The sequence below is a fragment of the Kitasatospora sp. NPDC087314 genome (assembly GCF_044744365.1).
GTDB lineage: Bacteria > Actinomycetota > Actinomycetes > Streptomycetales > Streptomycetaceae > Kitasatospora.
On record NZ_JBIUYE010000005.1, the window covers coordinates 210,708 to 225,859 of the forward strand.

Below are 15,152 nucleotides of genomic sequence, written 5' to 3' on the forward strand. Positions count from 1 at the left end.
CTGGGATTGAACCAGTGACCCCTACCGTGTCAAGGTAGTGCTCTCCCGCTGAGCTAATCGCGCCTGGTGTGGCGGTCCTGCAGCAGACCCCGAAGGATCCGACGTGCGCGATACTGGGATTGAACCAGTGACCCCTACCGTGTCAAGGTAGTGCTCTCCCGCTGAGCTAATCGCGCCTGGTGTGGCGGTCCTGCAGCAGACCCCGAAGGGCCCGACGTGCGCGATACTGGGATTGAACCAGTGACCCCTACCGTGTCAAGGTAGTGCTCTCCCGCTGAGCTAATCGCGCGGGGAGGTCTTCCGGTGGAACCGGTCGAACCTCTTGGAGGTGGAGACGGGATTTGAACCCGTGTACACGGCTTTGCAGGCCGTTGCCTCGCCTCTCGGCCACTCCACCAGGCAACACACGAGGAACGATCTTACACTGTTCCTCATCGAGCGGACGACGAGATTCGAACTCGCGACCCTCACCTTGGCAAGGTGATGCTCTACCAACTGAGCCACGTCCGCCTGTCTCCCGGGATCTTCACCGCTTTTCTTCGGCTGCGCTCCCTGGCGACGTGTTGAACTCTAGCGGATTCCCGGGCCAGCTAAAAATCCGTTCCCGCAGCGTGCCGAGGGGATGCCCGTCGAGCACCTCCCCGTCGCCCCCCGGAACCGGTCACCGGCCGCCACCTGCGGCGCTTCCGGACGATCATCCGCAGGTCACCCGGCGCACACCCGCGCGACGCCCGCCGGTGCTCACGCCCCGGGCCGGGCCCGCACTCCCGACCTACACTTCAGGCACCGCCGCCCAGCACGACCGCGCAGGAGAACCGTGTCCGGCCCCATCGACCCCCGCACCCCGCTCGCCCGATTCGGCGGCCGCCTGGCCACCGGTCTGCGCGACGTCACCTCGGACCCGGCCGCCCTGGACTCCACCGGCTACTGGGCCGTCGCCTACGACTTCGAGGGCCGGCTGACCTGCGCCCGCTTCGACGACGTCCGCCCCGCCCCCGCGCCGCCCTCCGGCGCAGGCTGGCGCGGACCGGAGGCCGGCGGCTGGCACAGCTCCCTGGACCGGGCCGCCTACACCGCGGGCGTACGCCGCATCCGCGAGCACATAGCCGCCGGCGAGGTCTACCAGGCGAACCTCTGCCGCGTCCTGTCCGCGCCGCTGCCCGACCCGGCCCGCAGCGACGTCGACGCCCTCACCGGCCTCCTCGCCCACGGCAACCCCGCCCCCTACGCCGGCACCATCCGCCTGCCCGAGCACGGGGTCGAGATCGCCACCGCCTCGCCCGAGCTGTACCTGCGCCGCACCGGCCGCACCGTCTCCTCCGGCCCGATCAAGGGCACCGGCCGCACCGAGGACGACCTCCTCGACAAGGACCACGCCGAGAACGTGATGATCGTGGACCTGGTCCGCAACGACCTCGGCCAGGTCTGCGCGACCGGCAGCGTCACCGTCCCCGACCTCTGTGCCGTCGAGAAGCACCCCGGCCTGGTCCACCTGGTCTCCACCGTCGAGGGCACCCTGCGCGAGGGCGCCGGCTGGCCCGAACTGCTCGCCGCCACCTTCCCGCCCGGCTCCGTCACCGGCGCCCCCAAGTCCAGTGCGCTGCGGATCATCGACGCCCTGGAGACCGCCCCGCGCGGCCCCTACTGCGGCGCCGTCGGCTGGGTCGACGCCGACCGCGGCGAGGGCGAACTCGCCGTCGGCATCCGCACCTTCTGGCTCGACCGGGCCGACCCCGAGGCCCCCGTCCTGCGCTTCGGCACCGGCGCGGGCATCACCTGGGGCTCCGACCCCGACCGCGAGTGGGCGGAAACCGAACTGAAGGCCGCCCGCCTGGTCGCGATAGCGTCGGGCAGCGAATCCGACCCCGCCGGGGCATAGGTCGCACGCACCGCCCCCACCCTCGCCCTAGGAGCAGCCCTCGATGCCGAACCCGACCACCAGCTGGGTCAACGGGACGCTCGTCGACTCCACCGCCGCCGCCGTCTCGGTCCTCGACCACGGACTCACCACCGGCGACGGGGTGTTCGAGACCATGAAGGCCACCGACGGCCGGGCCTTCGCGGTCACCCGCCACCTCGACCGGCTCACCCGCTCCGCCCGCGGCCTCGGCCTGCCCGACCCCGACCACGACCTGGTCCGCGAGGCCTGCGCCCGGGTGCTCGCCGCCAACCCGGCGCCGCTCGGCCGCCTGCGCGTCACGTACACCGGCGGCAACGCCCCGCTCGGCTCCGAGCGCGGCACCACCGGCCCCACCCTCGTCGTCGCCCTCGGCGCGATCAACCGCCGCCCCGACGAGACCGCCGCCGCCGTCGTCCCGTGGCGCCGCAACGAGCACAGCGCCGTCGCGGGCCTCAAGACCACCTCGTACGCCGAGAACGTCGTCGCCCTGGCCGCCGCCCACCGCGCCGGTGCCTCGGAGGCCCTGTTCGCCAACACCGCCGGCCTGCTCTGCGAGGGCACCGGCTCCAACGTCTTCGTCGTCCTGGGCGGCCGCCTGCTCACCCCCACCCTCTCCTCCGGCTGCCTGGCCGGCATCACCCGGCAGCTCGTCATCGACTGGTGCGGCGCCGAGGAGACCGACCTGCCGCTGAGCGCCCTCCAGGACGCCGAGGAGGTCTTCCTGACCTCCACCACCCGCGACGTCCAGGCCGTCACCCGGGTGGACGACCGCGAACTGCCCGGCGTCGGCCCCGTCACCGCCAAGGCCATGGCCGTCTTCGCCGAGCGCAGCGGCGACGACCTCGACCCGTGACCCCCGCCCGGCGTCGGAAGGACCGGCCGCCGCACCGGCGGCGCACAGCGGCGACACGGGCATAGGGCTCCGGGCGCGGGGAAGGGACCATCACATGACCACGACGCTGCGCCCCGAGGGCCCCGAGACACCCACCGCCGCCGGTGGCCGCACCAGGCGCTGGCAGATCTGCGCCAACGGCCGCCAGGTCGGCGCGCTGCGTACCACCGCCGTCCCGCATGGCAGTCAACTCTGGGGTGAGATAGCGGAGTTGGAGGTGAGAGAAGGCCGCGGTCGGGGCCGCGGCACGTTCGGCGCGCTGGCCGCGGAGGAGGTGCTGCGCGGCTGGGGCTGCACCCGGGTGGATGCCAACATCCCCGAACCGGCACGGATCGCCCGGGCGCTCGCCACCACCCTCGGCTACACCGAGCGGATGCGGAACCTGGCCAAGCGGCTGACCGCCTCCCCGGCCCTGCCCGCCGGCGTCACCGCCGACCGGATCGGGCCCGCGGAGTTCCCGGCCTGGCTCGACGAGACCGCCGAGGGCTACGTCCGCTCGCTCGTCGAGTCCGGCCTCAGCGAGGAGCAGGCCCGCGCCAAGTCGTACGTCGACCACCTGCGCCAGCTCCCGCAGGGCGCCGACAGCCCCGGTGTCGCCCTGCGCCGCCTGCGCGCGGCCGGCGGGTCCGAGCCGCTCGGCTCGCTCTGGGTGGACCTCCACCTGCGCGACCTGCCGGGCGGCGAGCCGCTGGCCTGGGTGATGGTCGTCGAGGTGTCCCCGGCCCACCGGGGCCGGGGACACGGCCGGACGCTGATGCTGCTCGCCGAACGCGAGTGCCTGGCCGCCGGGGTGCACAACCTCGGGCTCAACGTCTTCTCCGACAACGAGGTCGCGATCCGGCTGTACGCCTCGCTCGGCTACCGGGTCACCAACCGCATCTACGGAAAGTCGCTGTGACCCGGCATGTCGTCAGGAAGCCTTCGCCGCCTCGATGAGGGCCACGATCCGGTCCCGCAGGCCGTCCTGGCTCTGCCCGCCGTCCAGCCGCGTACCGCCGATCACGTACGTCGGCGTGCCCGTGACACCGATCGCCCGGCCCTCGGCCTGGTCGGCGTCCACGGTGAGCATGTGCCGCCCGTCGATCAGCGCGGTGTCGACCTCCTCGGCGTCCACCCCGACCGCCCGGGCCACCTCCAGCAGCACCAGCTGCCCCCGTGCGTCCAGCTCCTCGACCCGGGCCAGCAGCGCCTCCACGAACGGCCAGCCCAACCCCTGCGCGAACGCCTCCTCGGCGGCCTCCGCGGCCGCGTAGGCGTGCTTGTGCTTCGTCAAGGGGAAGTGCCGGACCTCGACGGGCAGCGCGTCGCCGTACTGCGCGCGCAGGGCCCGTACGTCGTCCAGCGCGGTGCGGCAGTCCGGGCACTGGAGGTCGCACCAGAACTCGAGCCGGGGGAGGGAACCATCGATCATTCCCCCAGTGTTTCACTAGTGGGCGCCCGCTCCGGCCGACGGTGCGCCCCTGCGAAGGCCGACAGGGAGGCAGTGATGACCAGGACGACCGGACGCGAAGGGGTGCAGCCGTGCTGACCGCGGCGATCAGCTTCGCCCTCACGGCGGGCGGGGTGGCCGTCGCCGGTCTGCGGGCCTACCGGCGGCGCTTCCTGTCCGCGACCCGCTGGCTGGCGGTGGCCCTCGTGCCGGCGGGGCTCTACCTGACCGGCCTGTTCCCGGTGGCCAGGACGATCGGCAGCGAGTTCGCCGCCTGGGCCACGAAGCTGGTGTTCGACCCCCGGGTCTGGACCGGCATCGTGCTGCTCGGCGTCTCCGCGGTCCTGCTGGTCACCACCCGCTGGGTGGGCCGCCGGGGCGCCGTGGACTCCGCGCCGGAGCGCCCGGCTGCCGCGGCCGCTGCGCCCGAGCGCCCGGCGGTGGCCTCCGCGCCGCCGAAGAAGCCGGCGGCGAGCAGGCGGGACGACGGCCTCGGCGACTTCGCCGACATCGAGGAGATCCTCCGCAAGCGCGGCATCTGAACCCCGCGGGGGGCAGAACGGCGTCAGGCGGAGGGCACGGCCTCCGCCGAGCGCTGCCGCGCCCGGTAGGCGGCGACGTGCATGCGGTTGCCGCAGGTGCGGCTGTCGCAGTAGCGCCGGGAGCGGTTGCGGGAGAGGTCCACGAAGACCCGCGCGCAGTCCGGTGCCTCGCACCGGCGCAGCCGCTCCCGCTCGCCCGCCATGAGGATGAAGGCCAGCGCCATGCCCAGCTCGGCGGCGAGGTGGTCACCCAGCGCGGCGTGCGGAGCGAAGTAGTGGATGTGCCAGTCGTGGTGGTCGTGGTTGGTCAGCCGCGGCGTCGTACCGGCGGCCGCGACGATCCCGTTGACCAGCTCGGCGGCCTCCGCGGTGGACTCCGCCCCGAACACCTCGCGCAGCCGGGTGCGCAGCCGCTGCACCTTGCGCAGGTCGTCCTCGGTCAGCGAGTCGATCTCGCTGATCTCCTGGCGGACCACGAAGGCGTCCAGCGCGGCCACGTCCGGCAGCTTCTCGGTGCCGCACACCTCGGGTGCGGTGTTGAGCAGCTCGACGAGGATGCTCAGCGCGCACTCGGTGTCATGGGTGATCAGCACGTTGGGGACTCCTCGCGCAGGGGGACTCCGGTACCCCGGTCCACGGTTACCCCAGACCATACCGGGCCGTGCGGCGGAAGGGCGGTGGGTTCTTTCGAAGCCCTGTACGGATTCCGTCAGGGCCCCGCCGCCGGGCCTCGTCGGGTGGACGGCGCCCGGCCGGACGGGCTCGCGCAGGAGCATCCGGACAGGCGACGGCGCCCGGCACCGAGGCCGGCCACCCGTATGGATGGCCGGCCTCGGTGCCGGGCGCCTGCGGTGTCGCGGACCCGCACCGGTGGGAGCGGGCCGTTCACCGGCCCCGAGACCGCGTCGTGCGCGGCTGAGTCTGCTGCCGTGCCCCCGAGTAGGACGGCTGCGGTGACGGCAGGAGGTAGCGACCCCGCTGACGGCGGGGCGTGACGGCCTCCGGACGGGGTCAGCTTTCAGCGAGGATGTGGGACAGCTCCCGGTCGAGGTCGAAGTGGCGGTGTTCGGTGCCGGGGGGCACCGCGGCGTCCGTCCGCTTGAGGAACGACTCAAGCGCCCGGGCCGGGGCCTCCAGCAGGGCTTCTCCTTCCGGAGAGCTCAGCGCGATGCAGACCACCCCTTGCCCGTGGCTGCGCGACGGCCAGACCCGGACGTCGCCGGTGCCCGTGGGTCGGTGCAGCCCCTCCGCAAGGAGATCTCGGGCGAACACCCACTCCACGGTCTCGTCCGCGCCCGTGTGGAACGTGGCGTGCACGGCGTAGGGGTCGGCGGTGTCATAGCGCAGGCCCGCGGGGACGGGCAGTGAGGACTCGCTGGACACGATGAGGCGCAGGTGCAGCTCGCAGCTGACCGTGGTGTTCATAAGCGCCATGGCCTTTCGCTCAGTGTGCGCTCGGGGAATCGCACGTCGGCGAACGGACCATCCCACCCCCAAGACCGATGTAAACCCCTCTGTCCCGATTCGGGCGCGAGTCGTACCCCTTACGGCGCATTGCGGAATCGTCCCGGAGTGGACGGGTCGGGCATTACCGGGCCGCTACTCGGTTAGTTTCCTGGCATGACTGTGCGAAACGACAAGACCGGCAAGAACACGGGAACGGGTGAAGCGGTCACGGCGGATGACGCAGCCGGCTCCGCGGCCGTCGACGGCGGCCGGGCGGTCGGCTCCCGCGCCCCGGCGTTCGTCCGCCGCTCACGGCCGCTGCACCGCACCTGGCAGGTGGTGATCTTCCTGGCCGGCCTCGCCGTGGTCGTGCTCGGCGTGATCATGCTGCCGCTGCCCGGGCCCGGCTGGGTGGTGATCTTCCTGGGCATGGGGATCTGGGCCACCGAGTTCGTCTGGGCCCAGCTGGCACTGCGCTGGACCCGCCGCAAGGTCGCCGAGGCCGCCCAGTGCGCCATGGACCCGCGGGTGCGCCGCCGCAACCTCACCGTCACCGCGATCGGCCTCGTCGCGCTCGTCGGGATCGGCGGCTGGTACTTCGCCCGCTACGGCCTGGTCGTCCCCTGGCAGGCGGGTGAGAGCTGAGCGACCCGGGAGCTGGGGCGGCCGCCGACCGGGGTGTTCGGACCACCCTCCGGGATGCGGTAATGTTTTCCCTGCACCCGGGCGATTAGCTCAGCGGGAGAGCACTTCGTTCACACCGAAGGGGTCACTGGTTCGATCCCAGTATCGCCCACCGGAATGCATTGTGATACGTGAGGCCCAGCCGATTATCGGCTGGGCCTCACGTGTATTTCCGGAATCCCCCCGGAGAACCCCCCGGGAATGCGGCTGAGGCTCAGTCATGTTCCGTGCGGAGCGCGAGTTCTGCGGGTGCGCCAGTGGTGCCCCGGAAGGGACGAGTTGTACGACGACCGCCAAATGGTGCTACAGTTCTTCTCGTTGCCCGGGCGATTAGCTCAGCGGGAGAGCACTTCGTTCACACCGAAGGGGTCACTGGTTCGATCCCAGTATCGCCCACCGGACAGCACGCAGGCCCTGACCAGGAAACCGGTCAGGGCCTGCGGCACGTTCGGGAGCCGGTGCCCGGCGGCCACCGCTAGGCCGCCGCCTCGCAGCCGTGCTCGGGCTCCAGCCGGCGGCCGCAACCGCACCGGGCGGGCCGCAGCGGCCAGGACGGGTCCACCCGCTCCGGCGTCCCCGACCGGTCGAACCAGTTCTGCAGCCCCCGCGCCTGCGCCGCGTGCCAGACCTCCTGGCGCAGATGCAGCTCCGCCGCCGTCAGCCCGCCCAGCGCCGCCGGGTAGCGGGCGCCTATCCGCCGGGTCAGCGCCAGTGCCGCCGTCGCGTCCACCGCCGCGTCGTGCGCCCCGGCCAGCTCCACGCCGTAGTGCGCGCACAGGTCGGTCAGCGTCCGGCGGCCCTTGCGGTAGCGGTCCACGTGCTTGTCCAGCACCCGCGGATCCAGCACCACCAGCCCGTCCGGGCCCAGCCCGCCGGCCAGCGTCCGCCCGTGGTGGCGACGCAACTCCCGGTCGAGCAGCGTCAGGTCGTAGGGCGCGTTCATCACCACCACCGGGTACCCGGCCCGTGCCTGGTCCGCCAGCGCGCGGGTGACCTCGGCCACCACCACGCCGATCGGGCGGCCGTGCGTCCGGGCGTGCTCGTCGGTGATGCCGTGCACCGCCCGCGCGCCGTCCGGGATCGGGACACCCGGATCGGCGAGCCAGGTGGTGGTCCGCACCGGTCCGTCCGGCGCGAGTTGGACGACCAGGGCGGCCGAGACGATCCGGTCGGTCTCGACGTCCACGCCGGTGGTCTCAGTGTCGAAGGAGGCGAGTGGGCCGGTGTACCAGTGCTGCTGCATGACTGCCCCTCAGGCGAAACGTTCCGCGCCCGGTTGATACCCGGTTCTGACGCCTGTTCAACCGTTTGGCGCAGGCCCGGCCGGGGATCCTGCCTTTGGGTCCGGGACGTTCCGTTCGAACCCGGACGGGCCCGGAGCCGGGGGAGGCCACGGGGCGATGGCACTGACGCAGCCGCAGCCCGAGGAGGCGGCGGCCGTTCTACGGGGGAACCTGGCGGTCACCGCGTGCATGGAGACGCTGCAGGTCGGCTACCTGCACGCGGTCGCCGCCGCCGCCGGCTGCTCGCTCTCCCAGCCGTTTCCGGACAACGGCATCGACTGGCAGGTCAGCCACGGCTCCCGGGCCCACGAGGTGGACGACGAGGTCACCATCAAGATCCAGCTCAAGGCCACCCAGCAGATCGCGGCCGACCCGGCCGGGCCGTTCTTCAGCTTCACCCTCGACAACGACCACCTGCGCAAGCTCGCCCGGGCGAGGGTCGCTGTGCCCCGCATCCTGGTCGTGATGCTGCTGCCGCGCCGGGTCGACCGCTGGCTGCACGCTGGCCCGGACGCGCTGGAACTGCGGCACTGCTGCTACTGGGTCAACCTGGCCGGCCACCCGGTCACCGGGCGACGGCGCACCAACGTCCGGGTGCCCACCGGCAAGGTCTTCGACGACCGCGCGCTCTGCGACATCATGGCCCGGGTCGGCGCCGGCGGCAGCCCGTGACCGCCCGGCCCGGCCCCGGCCCCCGGCAGCGAGGAGCAGCACCCATGACACCGCCGCACGCACCCGGCGAGCCGGTCCAGGCCCTGCCCGACCCCGCCGCCGTCGACCCGGCCGTGCTCGCCACCTTGCTCGCCCGGCACGGCTGGGTCCGGCGCGGCGGCCCCGCCGCCCGCTATGGCCGCTGGACGCCCCCCGACGACGAGTCCGGCACCAGCCTCCTCGTCCCCGCGGGGGACGGCTTCGACGACGCCGTCGACCTCCTCGCCGACGCCGTCGCCGCGCTGTCCCGCTCGTCCACCCCCTCCGCCGGCGCCATCCTGCTCGCGCTCGCCGTCCCCGGCGACGAACTGCGCTGGCACCGGGAGACGACCGGACCGGCCGAGGCCACCTCCTGGGACGACGCCGAGCGGCTCCAGCGGGCGGCCCGCGCGATGCTCGCCGCCGGGGCCAAGGCCGGCCGGGCCACGGCCGCCTACTTCGGGGCCCGGCTGGACGCCTACGCCGGGGACTTCCTGGACCGCGTCCTGGTCGTCGAGCAGGGCGCCGCCCTCACCGCCTACACCCCCGCCCCCGACGGCCGGGCCTCCGTCACCACCCTGGTCCGCGCCCTGGAGGCGCTGCGCGACGCCGTCGACTACCGCCGGGTCAGCGGCGGGCCCGAGGCCTTCGAGAACGCCGTCCAGGCCGGGGTCAGCCGGGAACTCGTCCAGTCCGTCGAGGACCTGGTCCGCGGCGCGACGGCGGCCCGACTGGCGGTCGCCTGGTCGGCCGCCGCCGGGACCCCGGGCGGCTTCGGGGACCGCCGGGTCGTCCTCGACTTCTCTCCCGGCGACCTGCCCGCCCTGGCCGAGGCCGCCGAACTGCTGGAACGGATCGAGCCCGCCGTCGCCGTCACCGTCGTCGGCGTGGTCGTCCGGCTCAAGCGCGCCGACCCGGCCGGACCGGGCGCGGTACGGCTGCGCGTGCTCGGCGGCGCCGAGGTCCGCGAACTCAAGCTCCGGCTGCCCGACCCCGACTACCGGCTCGCCGCCGGGGCCCACCTCGCGGGCCTGCCGGTCCGGGTCTCCGGCCGGCTGGAAAGCCGCGGCGGCTTCCGCCGGCTCACCCGCCCGCAGGGCCTGGAACTGTGCGGCTGGGAGGACGCCGAGCGCGAGCGGCTGCTGAAGTCCCTCGGCGAAGGGCTGGGCGAAGGGCTCGGGGACGGCCTTGAGGAAGGGGCAGCGGGGGCGTAGGTGCGCGGCCGGGGTGACGCGCTCGGTACCATCGTCACGCGCAGCGCAGTGTTGCGTCCTCTGAATCCAGCACGTCAGGAGAGACCGGTGACGGACGTCCGGGTAATCATCAGCCGCGAACCCGATCGGGAAGAGCGCGTGGTGACGACGGGCACTACGGCCGCCGAGCTCTTCGCCGACGACCGCTCGATCATCGCCGCCCGCGTCGGCGGCCAGCTCAAGGACCTCGCCCACGTCCTCCAGGACGGCGAGGAGGTCGAGCCGGTCGCGATCGGCAGCAAGGACGGCCTGGACATCCTGCGCCACTCCACCGCGCACGTCATGGCCCAGGCCGTGCAGCAGCTCTTCCCCGAGGCCAAGCTCGGCATCGGCCCGCCGGTCAAGGACGGCTTCTACTACGACTTCGACGTCGAGAAGCCGTTCCACCCCGATGACCTCAAGGCCATCGAGAAGAAGATGCAGGAGATCATCAAGCGCGGGCAGAAGTTCTCCCGCCGCGTGGTCACCGACGAGTCCGCCCGCGAGGAGCTGGCCGCCGAGCCGTACAAGCTGGAGCTGATCGGCCTCAAGGGCTCCGCCGCCACCGCCGGCGAGGGCGCCGACGTCGAGGTCGGCGCCGGCGAGCTCACCATCTACGACAACCTGGACGCCAAGACCGGCGAGCAGTGCTGGGGCGACCTCTGCCGCGGTCCGCACCTGCCCAGCACCCGGAACATCCCGGCGTTCAAGCTGATGCGCAACGCGGCCGCCTACTGGCGCGGCAGCGAGAAGAACCCGATGCTGCAGCGGATCTACGGGACCGCCTGGCCGACCAAGGACGAGCTGAAGGCCCACCTCGACTTCCTGGTCGAGGCCGAGAAGCGCGACCACCGCAAGCTCGGCAACGAGCTCGACCTCTTCTCCATCCCCGAGGAGATCGGCTCCGGCCTCGCCGTCTTCCACCCCAGGGGCGGCATCATCCGTCGCGCCATGGAGGACTACTCGCGCAAGCGGCACGAGGAAGAGGGCTACGAGTTCGTCTACACCCCGCACGCCACCAAGGGGAAGCTCTTCGAGAAGAGCGGCCACCTCGACTGGTACGCGGACGGTATGTACCCGCCCATGCAGCTCGACGAGGGCGTGGACTACTACCTCAAGCCGATGAACTGCCCGATGCACAACCTGATCTTCGACGCGCGCGGCCGCTCGTACCGTGAACTGCCGCTGCGCCTCTTCGAGTTCGGGACGGTGTACCGCTACGAGAAGTCCGGCGTCGTGCACGGCCTGACCCGGGCCCGCGGCTTCACGCAGGACGACGCGCACATCTACTGCACCCGCGAGCAGATGGCGGACGAGCTCGACTCGACGCTCACCTTCGTGCTGAACCTGCTCCGCGACTACGGTCTGACCGACTTCTACCTGGAGCTGTCGACCAAGGACCCGGAGAAGTACGTCGGCTCGGACGAGACGTGGGAGGAGGCCACCGCCGTCCTCGCGAGCGTGGCCGAGAAGCAGGGGCTGCCGCTGGTTCCGGACCCGGGCGGCGCGGCCTTCTACGGCCCGAAGATCTCGGTGCAGGCGCGGGACGCGATCGGCCGTACCTGGCAGATGAGCACCATCCAGCTCGACTTCAACCTCCCCGAGCGTTTCGATCTCGAGTACACGGCGGCGGACGGCTCGCGTCAGCGGCCGGTCATGATCCACCGGGCGCTGTTCGGCAGCATCGAGCGGTTCTTCGCGGTGCTGCTGGAGCACTACGCCGGCGCCATGCCGCCGTGGCTGGCCCCGGTCACCGTCACCGGCATCCCGATCACCGACGAGCACGTCCCGTACCTGCTGGAGGTCGCGGCCGAGCTGAAGAAGCACGGGATCCGGGTCGAGGTGGACACCTCGGACGACCGCATGCAGAAGAAGATCAGGAACGCGCAGAAGGCCAAGACCCCCTACATGCTCATCGCCGGCAACGACGACGTCGAGGCGGGCGCGGTGTCGTTCCGCTACCGCAACGGCGAGCAGAAGAACGGCGTGCCGGTGGCGGATGCCGTCGCCGAGATCGTGGACGCGGTGAAGAACCGCATCCAGGTGTGACGCCGTTCCCCGGCTGAGCGGGGGCGCGCGGGGCGGGCTCTCGATGAGTCCGCCCCGCGCGGCTTTGCAAGCAGCGCCGGGCGAATATGCTGATCAGCATGACGACTGAGCCGGAACTGCAGCGGGGCGTCGGCGAGCCGGACGGCTTCCGCCGCCTGTGGACCCCCCATCGGATGGCGTACATCCAGGGTGAGAACAAGCCCACCGGCCCGGCTCCGGACGACGGTTGTCCGTTCTGCTCGATCCCCGCGCTGAGCGACGAGGACGGGCTGGTCGTCGCCCGCGGTGGTGCCGTGTTCGCGGTGCTGAACCTGTACCCGTACAACGGCGGCCACTTGATGGTGGTCCCGTACCGGCACGTGGCGGACTACACCGACCTGGACGAGACGGAGACGGCCGAGTTGGCCGACTTCACCAAGCGGGCGATGGCCGCGCTGCGGGCGGCCTCGGGGGCGCACGGGTTCAACATCGGGATGAACCAGGGCGCGGCGGCCGGTGCCGGGATCGCAGCGCACCTGCACCAGCACGTGGTGCCGCGCTGGGGCGGGGACACCAACTTCATGCCGGTGGTCGGCCACACCAAGGTGCTGCCGCAACTGCTGGCGGACACCCGGAAGATGCTGGCCGAGGCCTGGCCGCAGGACTGACCGGGAACGCCGAAGGGGCCCGTCACCGCTGAGTCGGTGGCGGGCCCCTTCGGCATCGGCGCGGGGTTACTCGAACTGGTCGACCTTGTACGGGCGGGTGCCCTGGGCCTCGGACTTGATGATCGAGGCGCGGTTCTTGAAGCGGTCGGTGTCCAGGTCGTGCTCCTCCAGGAACTCCAGCGTGGCGGCGTGCACCGCGCCGAGGACCGGGACGGAGGCGTTGAGCGCGTTGTCCGTCATGAAGCGGCTGCCCCACGGCGGGCTCGCCCAGGCGTGCCGGAAGCCGAACGGCTCGGGCAGGCCCAGGCCGCCGCCGAGCCAGGAGAGCAGTCCGGGGGCGCGGGTGAACGGGGCGCGCAGGGCCTGGCGGATCACCTCGTCGTTGTCGATCAGGGGGAGCTGGACGGTGCGCTCCTCCCAGAACTTGCCCGTCTTCTGGACGGTCTTCTCCTTGGGCGAGGGCTTGTCGCCGAAGACGCCGTTGACCGGGCCGAGCGCGTAGCCGGCGACGGTGACGGTGAGGGTGTTGGCGAGCAGGGTGACGGTGACGGTGAAGGTGATGATCAGCTTTCCGTCGAAGGTGATGAACTGGGTGGCGAGGTAGTGCCGGGGGCCGCCGCCGGCGAAGGTCTGCTTGTCGGCGATGGTCTGGAGGGCGAAGTCGCGCATCCGGTCGCCGTCCATGTCGGCGTTGCCGGGGCGGGAGATCTCGTCGGCGTTCTCGCCGATTTCGAGGACCGCCCACTGCTTGACCGTGATGTTGGTCATCCCGCTGTTGGCGACCTCGCTGACGGCGAGGCCCTTGAGGTGCGAGGAGATCTTCCGGACCAGGTCCCAGGGGTGGAAGGCGCGGAAGTCGGAGTGCCCGGCGGCCGGCCGCATCACGTCGACCAGGCGCCATTCGCCCCAGCGCTTGCCGACGCCGAGGATGCCCTTGGGGCCGGCGTAGTGCTGGACGTTGGTCTCCTGCTCGGCCTCCATGCGGGCGAGCTTGTCACGCAGGTCGACGGCCTTCTTGTCGAGGTCGTCGCGGGGGACGGCCTTGGCGACGGTGGCGGCGACGGAGTTGCCCTCGACGAGGGCCAGCCAGCGTTCGCGGAGTTCCTTGGTGGAGCGCAGCACGATGCGTCGGGCCAGGATCCAGCCGATGATCGGCGGGACCATGGAGACGCGCAGGTAGACGCCGAGCGGGCCGTGGGCGGGTGGCTTGACCAGGAACAGGACGGAGACCACGGCCGCGGCCAGGAGGGCGAGGCTGCCGTAGAGCTCGTCCTGGAGGGTCTTGCCCTTCATGAGGTAGAGGCGCAGGTAGAACGCGCCGATCCAGATCAGGGTGCCGGGCAGCGCGAGCAGGCCGAAGAGCAGGGTGACCACGGTGAGTTTACGGTCGCGTGCGGCCCGCAACTCCTGGGCGGCGAGGCAGTGTTCGACGATCTGGCGGGTGTCGGTGCCGAACGAGGGCACGATCGGCTTGCGCCCGGCGCCGACGGTGCGGGAGATGACGGCGGCGCTGAACGCCTCGCCGAGGTTGGCCTCGAAGAGTTTGAACCTGGGCTTCTTGTGGGTCGCGGCGGTGACCTTGCCGACGAAGTCCTCGATCTTGCCGTCGCGGTACGCGACCGAGGAGAGAGCCGGGGTGACTCCGGTCTGCGGCCCGGCGTCGGTCCGGGGTATCTGCGCACCCGGGGTCATGTCCAGTGTGGTCACGGTGGCGTCCCCTCCTCCCCTTGTCAGCGGCAGGTTATCGTGCCGTGGTGCCGCCGCGCTCATGATCGTCTGAAGTGCCGTCACGATCGGGCCGCGTTCGGCTTGAGAGGCATGATGCCCAGCTTCGGGCGGGTCGATACCCGCCGGGGACGACGGGTGGGGGATGGGGCACGATGGTGACGACGGCGAGGAAGGGAGCCCGGACGATGGACCCGGTGCTGGTGTTCGACGGGGACTGCTCGTTCTGCTCGTCCTGCGTGCGGTGGGGGGAGCGCCATCTGCGGCAGACGCTGGCCTCGGGGGGCTGGGAGGCGGTGCCGTTCCAGTTCGCGGACCTGGCGGCGCTGGACGCGCGCGCGGGCGGGCTGGGTGAGGTCACCGCGGAGCGGGCGGAGCGCGAGGTGCTGTGGGTGACGCCGGCGGGCCGGGTGTACGGGGGCGCGCAGGCGGTGGCGCGGCTGCTGATGCGCTCGGGCGGCGCGTGGGCGTACCTGGGGGCGGTGTTGGCGCTGGCGCCGGTGCGACCGGTGGCGGGCCTGGCGTACCGCTGGGTGGCGCGCAACCGGCACCGGATGCCGGGCGGCACGGCGGCGTGCGCGCTGCCGCACCGTCCGGGCACCGCTTCGTCGGTGTAGGGCCGGTCCGGCAGGA

15 protein-coding genes and 6 tRNA genes are annotated in these 15,152 nt (G+C 72.2%); 12 read left to right on the plus strand and 9 right to left on the minus strand.

The window, feature by feature from the left end; translation table 11 throughout:
• Window positions 1-104: 104 nt before the first annotated feature.
• From ACIO5E_RS12945 to ACIO5E_RS12960, 4 genes are all read right to left on the minus strand, one after another.
• Window positions 105-176: transfer RNA gene (locus ACIO5E_RS12945), tRNA-Val, on the minus strand.
• Between the two features lie 41 nt (window positions 177-217).
• Window positions 218-289: transfer RNA gene (locus ACIO5E_RS12950), tRNA-Val, on the minus strand.
• Between the two features lie 34 nt (window positions 290-323).
• Window positions 324-397 (minus strand) — tRNA-Cys (locus ACIO5E_RS12955).
• A 40-nt stretch (window positions 398-437) separates the two neighbouring features.
• Window positions 438-510 (minus strand) — tRNA-Gly (locus tag ACIO5E_RS12960).
• A gap of 307 nt (window positions 511-817) precedes the next feature.
• On the opposite strand from ACIO5E_RS12960, the gene ACIO5E_RS12965 reads away from it, so the two are divergent.
• The 3 genes from ACIO5E_RS12965 (at window position 818) to ACIO5E_RS12975 (ending at window position 3,690) form a co-directional block, all read left to right on the plus strand.
• A complete protein-coding gene (locus ACIO5E_RS12965) occupies window positions 818-1,879 on the plus strand; it encodes a chorismate-binding protein (protein WP_400666688.1) in 1,062 nt (353 codons plus the stop codon).
• A gap of 43 nt (window positions 1,880-1,922) precedes the next feature.
• A complete protein-coding gene (locus ACIO5E_RS12970; protein WP_400666690.1) occupies window positions 1,923-2,753 on the plus strand; it encodes an aminotransferase class IV in 831 nt (276 codons plus the stop codon).
• A 94-nt stretch (window positions 2,754-2,847) separates the two neighbouring features.
• Window positions 2,848-3,690 (plus strand): GNAT family N-acetyltransferase, encoded by an 843-nt coding sequence (locus tag ACIO5E_RS12975; protein ID WP_400666692.1) that lies wholly within the window; start codon window positions 2,848-2,850, stop codon window positions 3,688-3,690.
• Between the two features lie 12 nt (window positions 3,691-3,702).
• Here ACIO5E_RS12975 and ACIO5E_RS12980 read toward each other — a convergent pair whose 3' ends face one another.
• Complete coding sequence (locus ACIO5E_RS12980) at window positions 3,703-4,203, minus strand: DsbA family protein (RefSeq protein WP_400666694.1); 501 nt, start codon at window positions 4,201-4,203, stop codon at window positions 3,703-3,705.
• Between the two features lie 110 nt (window positions 4,204-4,313).
• On the opposite strand from ACIO5E_RS12980, the gene ACIO5E_RS12985 reads away from it, so the two are divergent.
• A complete protein-coding gene (locus ACIO5E_RS12985; protein ID WP_400666696.1) occupies window positions 4,314-4,763 on the plus strand; it encodes a hypothetical protein in 450 nt (149 codons plus the stop codon).
• A gap of 23 nt (window positions 4,764-4,786) precedes the next feature.
• Here the strand turns inward: ACIO5E_RS12985 and ACIO5E_RS12990 are convergent, their stop codons facing one another.
• Entirely contained in the window at window positions 4,787-5,356 is a 570-nt protein-coding gene (locus ACIO5E_RS12990) for a CGNR zinc finger domain-containing protein (RefSeq protein WP_400666698.1), read from the minus strand.
• A 418-nt stretch (window positions 5,357-5,774) separates the two neighbouring features.
• Complete coding sequence (locus ACIO5E_RS12995) at window positions 5,775-6,188, minus strand: SsgA family sporulation/cell division regulator (protein ID WP_030056266.1); 414 nt, start codon at window positions 6,186-6,188, stop codon at window positions 5,775-5,777.
• A gap of 195 nt (window positions 6,189-6,383) precedes the next feature.
• Between ACIO5E_RS12995 and ACIO5E_RS13000 the strand changes: the two genes are divergently transcribed.
• The 3 genes from ACIO5E_RS13000 (at window position 6,384) to ACIO5E_RS13010 (ending at window position 7,289) form a co-directional block, all read left to right on the plus strand.
• Window positions 6,384-6,854 (plus strand): TIGR02611 family protein, encoded by a 471-nt coding sequence (locus ACIO5E_RS13000; RefSeq protein WP_400666700.1) that lies wholly within the window; start codon window positions 6,384-6,386, stop codon window positions 6,852-6,854.
• Window positions 6,855-6,933: 79 nt separating this feature from the next.
• Window positions 6,934-7,005: transfer RNA gene (locus tag ACIO5E_RS13005), tRNA-Val, on the plus strand.
• A 212-nt stretch (window positions 7,006-7,217) separates the two neighbouring features.
• Window positions 7,218-7,289, plus strand: a tRNA-Val gene (locus tag ACIO5E_RS13010).
• 79 nt (window positions 7,290-7,368) lie between these two features.
• Here the strand turns inward: ACIO5E_RS13010 and ACIO5E_RS13015 are convergent.
• A complete protein-coding gene (locus ACIO5E_RS13015) occupies window positions 7,369-8,136 on the minus strand; it encodes a 3'-5' exonuclease (RefSeq protein WP_400666702.1) in 768 nt (255 codons plus the stop codon).
• A gap of 157 nt (window positions 8,137-8,293) precedes the next feature.
• On the opposite strand from ACIO5E_RS13015, the gene ACIO5E_RS13020 reads away from it, so the two are divergent.
• From ACIO5E_RS13020 to ACIO5E_RS13035, 4 genes are all read left to right on the plus strand, one after another.
• Entirely contained in the window at window positions 8,294-8,848 is a 555-nt protein-coding gene (locus ACIO5E_RS13020) for a DUF4365 domain-containing protein (RefSeq protein ID WP_400666704.1), read from the plus strand.
• Between the two features lie 44 nt (window positions 8,849-8,892).
• A complete protein-coding gene (locus ACIO5E_RS13025; protein ID WP_400666706.1) occupies window positions 8,893-10,080 on the plus strand; it encodes a hypothetical protein in 1,188 nt (395 codons plus the stop codon).
• Between the two features lie 87 nt (window positions 10,081-10,167).
• Window positions 10,168-12,147, plus strand: coding sequence for a threonine--tRNA ligase (gene thrS / locus ACIO5E_RS13030; RefSeq protein WP_400666708.1), 1,980 nt, complete (start codon window positions 10,168-10,170; stop codon window positions 12,145-12,147).
• Between the two features lie 86 nt (window positions 12,148-12,233).
• The gene (locus ACIO5E_RS13035) at window positions 12,234-12,794 is read left to right on the plus strand and encodes an HIT family protein (protein ID WP_400666710.1); all 561 of its coding nucleotides are present in this window, start codon (window positions 12,234-12,236) and stop codon (window positions 12,792-12,794) included.
• Between the two features lie 66 nt (window positions 12,795-12,860).
• Here ACIO5E_RS13035 and ACIO5E_RS13040 read toward each other — a convergent pair whose 3' ends face one another.
• Window positions 12,861-14,501 (minus strand): hypothetical protein, encoded by a 1,641-nt coding sequence (locus tag ACIO5E_RS13040; protein ID WP_400666712.1) that lies wholly within the window; start codon window positions 14,499-14,501, stop codon window positions 12,861-12,863.
• Window positions 14,502-14,707: 206 nt separating this feature from the next.
• On the opposite strand from ACIO5E_RS13040, the gene ACIO5E_RS13045 reads away from it, so the two are divergent.
• A complete protein-coding gene (locus ACIO5E_RS13045) occupies window positions 14,708-15,136 on the plus strand; it encodes a thiol-disulfide oxidoreductase DCC family protein (protein ID WP_400666714.1) in 429 nt (142 codons plus the stop codon).
• Window positions 15,137-15,152 lie beyond the last annotated feature (16 nt).

Coding starts and splice junctions, on each gene's coding strand:
- ACIO5E_RS12995 (WP_030056266.1), bottom strand. CDS start 6,188: ATGAACACCACGGTCAGCTGCGAGCTGCACCTGCGCCTCATCGTGTCC.
- ACIO5E_RS13015 (WP_400666702.1), bottom strand. CDS start 8,136: ATGCAGCAGCACTGGTACACCGGCCCACTCGCCTCCTTCGACACTGAG.
- ACIO5E_RS12970 (WP_400666690.1), top strand. CDS start 1,923: ATGCCGAACCCGACCACCAGCTGGGTCAACGGGACGCTCGTCGACTCC.
- ACIO5E_RS12975 (WP_400666692.1), top strand. CDS start 2,848: ATGACCACGACGCTGCGCCCCGAGGGCCCCGAGACACCCACCGCCGCC.
- ACIO5E_RS13045 (WP_400666714.1), top strand. CDS start 14,708: ATGGACCCGGTGCTGGTGTTCGACGGGGACTGCTCGTTCTGCTCGTCC.
- ACIO5E_RS13000 (WP_400666700.1), top strand. CDS start 6,384: ATGACTGTGCGAAACGACAAGACCGGCAAGAACACGGGAACGGGTGAA.
- ACIO5E_RS13035 (WP_400666710.1), top strand. CDS start 12,234: ATGCTGATCAGCATGACGACTGAGCCGGAACTGCAGCGGGGCGTCGGC.
- ACIO5E_RS13025 (WP_400666706.1), top strand. CDS start 8,893: ATGACACCGCCGCACGCACCCGGCGAGCCGGTCCAGGCCCTGCCCGAC.
- ACIO5E_RS13020 (WP_400666704.1), top strand. CDS start 8,294: ATGGCACTGACGCAGCCGCAGCCCGAGGAGGCGGCGGCCGTTCTACGG.
- ACIO5E_RS12980 (WP_400666694.1), bottom strand. CDS start 4,203: ATGATCGATGGTTCCCTCCCCCGGCTCGAGTTCTGGTGCGACCTCCAG.